6 protein-coding genes are annotated in these 4,592 nt (G+C 40.1%); 3 read left to right on the forward strand and 3 right to left on the reverse strand.

Annotated elements, in window-relative coordinates; translation table 11 throughout:
- Positions 1–636: SDR family oxidoreductase (locus E1163_RS02170; RefSeq protein ID WP_155168998.1), on the forward strand; the 636-nt coding region annotated here is incomplete at its 5' end.
- A gap of 421 nt (positions 637–1,057) precedes the next feature.
- Entirely contained in the window at positions 1,058–1,525 is a 468-nt protein-coding gene (locus tag E1163_RS02175; RefSeq protein ID WP_155169000.1) for a hypothetical protein, read from the forward strand.
- A gap of 11 nt (positions 1,526–1,536) precedes the next feature.
- Here E1163_RS02175 and E1163_RS02180 read toward each other — a convergent pair whose 3' ends face one another.
- Together E1163_RS02180 and E1163_RS02185 are read right to left on the reverse strand one after the other, a co-directional pair.
- Entirely contained in the window at positions 1,537–2,487 is a 951-nt protein-coding gene (locus tag E1163_RS02180; protein ID WP_155169002.1) for a class I SAM-dependent methyltransferase, read from the reverse strand.
- Between the two features lie 201 nt (positions 2,488–2,688).
- On the reverse strand, positions 2,689–3,012 hold the full coding sequence (locus E1163_RS02185) for a sensor histidine kinase (protein ID WP_155169004.1): 324 nt from the start codon (positions 3,010–3,012) through the stop codon (positions 2,689–2,691).
- Between the two features lie 449 nt (positions 3,013–3,461).
- Here E1163_RS02185 and E1163_RS02190 point away from each other — a divergent pair, with 449 nt between their 5' ends.
- Positions 3,462–4,115: a hypothetical protein gene (locus E1163_RS02190; protein ID WP_155169006.1), complete on the forward strand. Its 654-nt coding sequence runs from the start codon at positions 3,462–3,464 to the stop codon at positions 4,113–4,115.
- Here E1163_RS02190 and E1163_RS30320 read toward each other — a convergent pair.
- Positions 4,101–4,592 (reverse strand): hypothetical protein (locus tag E1163_RS30320; RefSeq protein WP_221417913.1); only part of this gene is annotated, 492 nt, incomplete at its 5' end. The two genes, E1163_RS02190 and E1163_RS30320, sit on opposite strands and share 15 nt — an antisense overlap.

The following is a 4,592-nucleotide window of genomic DNA, read 5'->3' on the forward strand; positions in this document are numbered from 1 at the left end:
AGCGGAATGAAAGTAGCTATTACCAGTCGCTCACAACAGGCGGCCCTTGAGGCGGCTGAAAAGCTTGGTAGCTTGGGGAGCGGAGAGGTATTGGCTATAGAGGCAGATGTAAGGAATGCCGACTCTCAAAATAAGGCGGTTGCCGAAGTGCTACAGAAATGGGACAAGTTGGACGTGGTGATTGCCAATGCAGGATTAGGGCACTTTGGGTCAATTGAGGAACTGACCCCGCAACAGTGGCAGGAAACCATAGATACAAATTTAACAGGAGTGTTCAATACTGTAAAGGCAGCCATTGATCCGTTGAAAAGTAGTAAGGGCTATATCATAACCATATCAAGTCTCGCTGGCACTAATTTCTTTGCCGGTGGTTCGGCCTATAATGCCAGCAAATTTGGCTTGACCGGTTTTACACAGGCTATTATGCTCGACCTTCGTAAATATGGCATACGGGTAAGCACTATCATGCCAGGTTCGGTTTCTACTTACTTCAATAACCATGAGCCGGGTGAACAGGACGCCTGGAAGATCCAGATCGAGGATATTGGTGAAATGGTAGTAGACCTGCTGCGACTAAGCCCGCGTACGTTGCCAAGTAAAATTGAGGTCAGGCCAACTACTCCTCCAGGCAATTAACATCTACAGCATAGTCTCATGTAAAAGTATGAAAATGGAGTTCAGGTGCTTTGCTCAACTTTGAAATTGTAGCAGAGCACCGGAAACCCAAAAAATTGCAACTTGATAAAAACAGCCCAGAGGTATTTACGTTGGGACACGATGGATGTACAAAAGAAATGTTTGTTTTTACTTCAAAATGCAAGATAAATGCACTAATCTGAGGCATTTAAATATTAAAAATGTTGACCCTCGTAAGTTTGAACATGTAAGTTTTAATGCCAGAATGTTACAATTTTTGATGGTGATAACCTCATATTCGCTTATAGGCAATAAGTAATTTTTAATTCTCGTAATTAAATATGTAATATATATTAACTAGTTAGTTATATGATTTAATAAATAATTAATATTTTTGCAGATACCAATTAATCTATTTATTGTGCAAAAAAACTTAACATCAGATAAGATCAATCTGCTCGTGATTGATCGCTGGTTGTTGGAAGAAGAAATGACGCTGGAGCAGGTAGGAGAGGTAATACCAACAATATTTTATGTAATTAACCCTGATTTAACCATCAGATATATCAACTCTATCGGGTACCGTTGGCTTAATCTTGACCCTGGCCAGGCCGGCAGGACCTCAATTTCCATTACCAATTATTACCACCCTGATACCTTGCACGTAGCCAGGTCCCAAATGCACCAGTTTTATAATTTACAGAATACCTTTGATATACAGTATGACTTACAGAAGGTATGGTATGAAAGAGACTCTGAATACAAGCTTAGCCTGATCACTACCAAATTTTCTAAAAACCTCGATGGATTATTATCTACCGTAACACCACTGGAAGAGCTGCCAAACCTCAGGGAGAGGATCAGCGGGCTGGTTGCCGGTAAGTCATAATTGTCTTCGGTCTATTTCACCACTTTGCCGGCTACAATATACATTAAACTTCCCCCGGCAGATATATATTTTTGTTCGATAAGCTGCTTCAGGAGCTTTTCCTTGTACATCATTACATAGTTCCAGTAGATGTCAAAGTCGGCTTTTTTGCCACCGCCGGCTTTAAAATACCAAAGGTCGCGATCATAATTGAAACCACCGCCACCACCGGTTTCCAGCCAATCAATTAATTGAGCTACCCGCACTCTTTTCTCACGCGTGTCATAAGGAGGGATACAGGAAAGTGCCTTGTCAGAGATCCAGACCTGTATGTCTTCCAGACCCACTTGTGTGAAAAGATCAGGAAGGGCATCGCCAAGTGAATTAAAGCCAAGCCCCAGCTTTCGTTTACCCTTTTCACACCTCAGGCGCACTTCTATGATCTTCATCATATCATCAATATCGAAGTGTGTTTGGGCATAGTTGTCGAACATCAGCGTATGCACAAGGTTGTTTGGCTCTATGGCCACTATCCAGCCCTCATTTCGTGTGATACGTTTCATCTCTTCGAGTACGTGCATAGGTTCATCTACATGTATGAGCAGGGTCTGGCAAAAGGTTAAGTCCATTTCGTTGCTCTCAAAAGGAATGTCCATGGCATCACCTTCCACAAAGTGAAATTCGTTTCCATGTTCTCGGCTCTTCTTTTTACTTTTCTGACGAGCCTTTTTGATGTGCCCCTTTTCAAAATCCATTCCTTTAATAACAGTGGCATCCGGAAAAAATTTGGAAAGTGTAAATGACATCGTGCCTATACCACATCCTATATCGGCTACTTTTTGGCACTGGTCAAAATCTAGTCTTTTGGACAGAAGCTCCAGGTAGTCCTCATTCCACCAGTATTCCCGTTCTTCGGTAAGCACTGATTCCGAATGTTGCTTTTCAATACTTTTTTGATGCGCTGCGCTGTTATATTTACCCATTATAGATTTTTGTAACTATGCTCAACTTACCCATGAGCTTTGGTTTAATTCAATAAATGAAGATCGGCCTTACTTTTCTATTGATGATGTGTGAAAGGCTGGATCACAGGGATCAGAAATGTTATAGAAGGACGGTCAAATAAGGCCTGTATTATTTTGCAAAGGTAAGGCATTAACCGCAGAACTTTGTCACGGACTTGCCTAATTGCCAAGTGTAAAATAGAAAACTGATCCTTCATCAATTTTTCCTTCGGCCCAGATACGGCCGCCATGCCTTTGTACGATCCGGTTAACTGTGGCTAGTCCTATCCCTGTTCCTTCAAATTCACTTTCGCTATGTAGCCGCTGAAAAACCCCGAAAAGTTTCTCATAAAAGTTCATATCAAAGCCTGCACCGTTATCCTTAACAAAATAAACCACCTCGCCATTCACTTGTTGGGAGCCAATATGGATCGATGGAGCCTCCTTTTTAGAGGAGTACTTGATGGCGTTGGAGATGAGGTTCTGATAAACCAAAGACATCATGAGCTGGTCTGCTTTGGCAGAGGGAAGCGGATCAATAGCAACAGATACGTTGCAGGCCCAGAGGTTGTAAGGTCTCTGACAGTACTTTGTGCCAGGTCCCTCATATCAATTTTTATCTTCCAATTGATTCCCTTTCCAGCTACTAACCAAAAGATGGTTACTAAAAAGTTGTTAGTTTATGATTGTCAGTTAATTGTATTAACTTTAAAGTTTAGTAACCTATGCGTTAGCTGAAAAATACCCCGTCTTCTATTCAAAAAGTAATACCTAATGTTGAGTAATGACTTATACCGGTTGTTCAGTTGCTTTTGCCTCGTGTACTGATTTCTGTAATTTTCAACTTAATATATGGAGAAGACGTTCCTCAATTCATAAGAAACCGAATAATAAATGGTTGAACATCATCAAGGGAAAAAACATATGAGAAGGAATTAATCAATAAATAGATTATGTCAGGATACACTTTCGTTCAAATTCCACAACTAAAACAAGCCCTGTTAAAACAAAACTTACAATTAGCACTTGATTATGTTCCTGTGGTAAATATTGAAAATGATGAGTGGGAATATGTAGCACTAATAGGTGAGTTTGAAGCCATCTTTCGTGAGCTTTATGCAGAAAAAAAGTCAAAAGTACTTATGTGTTTTATGCGTTTAGTAGCTTTCTCAGAACACATTTATTACTCAGAAGATTGGCCACAGTTTACCGATCTGGTTTCAAACATATTGGCTGTTATTGCTGAACACCCTTACAGTGAGGAAAATGAGCAACTGATAGACACTTTAATGAAAAAACTAAATTTAAAATCAGGTGATGTCATTATGCATGGAAACCTAAACTATAACCTTGCTTGCTTTTTTGCTAATAAAGGAGATACTAAAACAATGATGGAGTACGTTTTGCGAGCATCTTTTTCACTTGAAAAGGAGCAATTTTTTCAAGAACCATGTTTTGCTCTATATAGAGATCAGCCATTCTTTAGGGAACTTTTAGAAAAGTTTGATTATGGTTATGCAACTTGGTGGACAGATATTTGGCCTATTGAAGATTGGTATGAAGAGTCTTCATTAGCAAAAGAAATAGAAAGGTTAAAAAGAAACTAAGGGAGAAAATCTGAATTGTAAAACTCTATTTATGGTGAGGTGAATAGACATAATCTCTGAAACCCTTTTGCCTTTTGAGGTTTCATAAGGCAAATAGAACAAGGCTAGACCTATGATCATAAAACATAATGCGGTATTTGGGGCCATACTATTGGTGTTGCCAACTACTACATCAACCTGCAGCTTATCGTGAAAAAGGAGCTCGTCTATGTTGTTCTCTATACCCAAAACCATACCCGAGATTTTGATGATACAAATCACCGTAATGCCAAGAGCAACCGCTTTTGCCCACGTGGTGCGGTAGCTTTGAAATGAGAAAAGCAGAAGGGACGTAGCTGACATAATAAAGCAAATCGCGGTCAGCGGGTTCATGGCAACCAGCCCAGGAATTACGCGTTTCAGCACACCAATATTAAACTGCCAGCCAATCAACACTGCAATGGCTACACCTATAACCACATAAGCCAGATATTTAGA

Origin of the sequence: Fulvivirga kasyanovii (assembly GCF_009711405.1) — a bacterium.
Classification (GTDB): Bacteria; Bacteroidota; Bacteroidia; order Cytophagales; family Cyclobacteriaceae; genus Fulvivirga; species Fulvivirga kasyanovii.

Bases quoted from the DNA above. Each gene is read 5' to 3' on its own strand.
- E1163_RS02190 (WP_155169006.1), top strand. From the start codon at position 3,462: ATGTCAGGATACACTTTCGTTCAAATTCCACAACTAAAACAAGCCCTG.
- E1163_RS02185 (WP_155169004.1), bottom strand. From the start codon at position 3,012: ATGATGTCTTTGGTTTATCAGAACCTCATCTCCAACGCCATCAAGTAC.
- E1163_RS02180 (WP_155169002.1), bottom strand. From the start codon at position 2,487: ATGGGTAAATATAACAGCGCAGCGCATCAAAAAAGTATTGAAAAGCAA.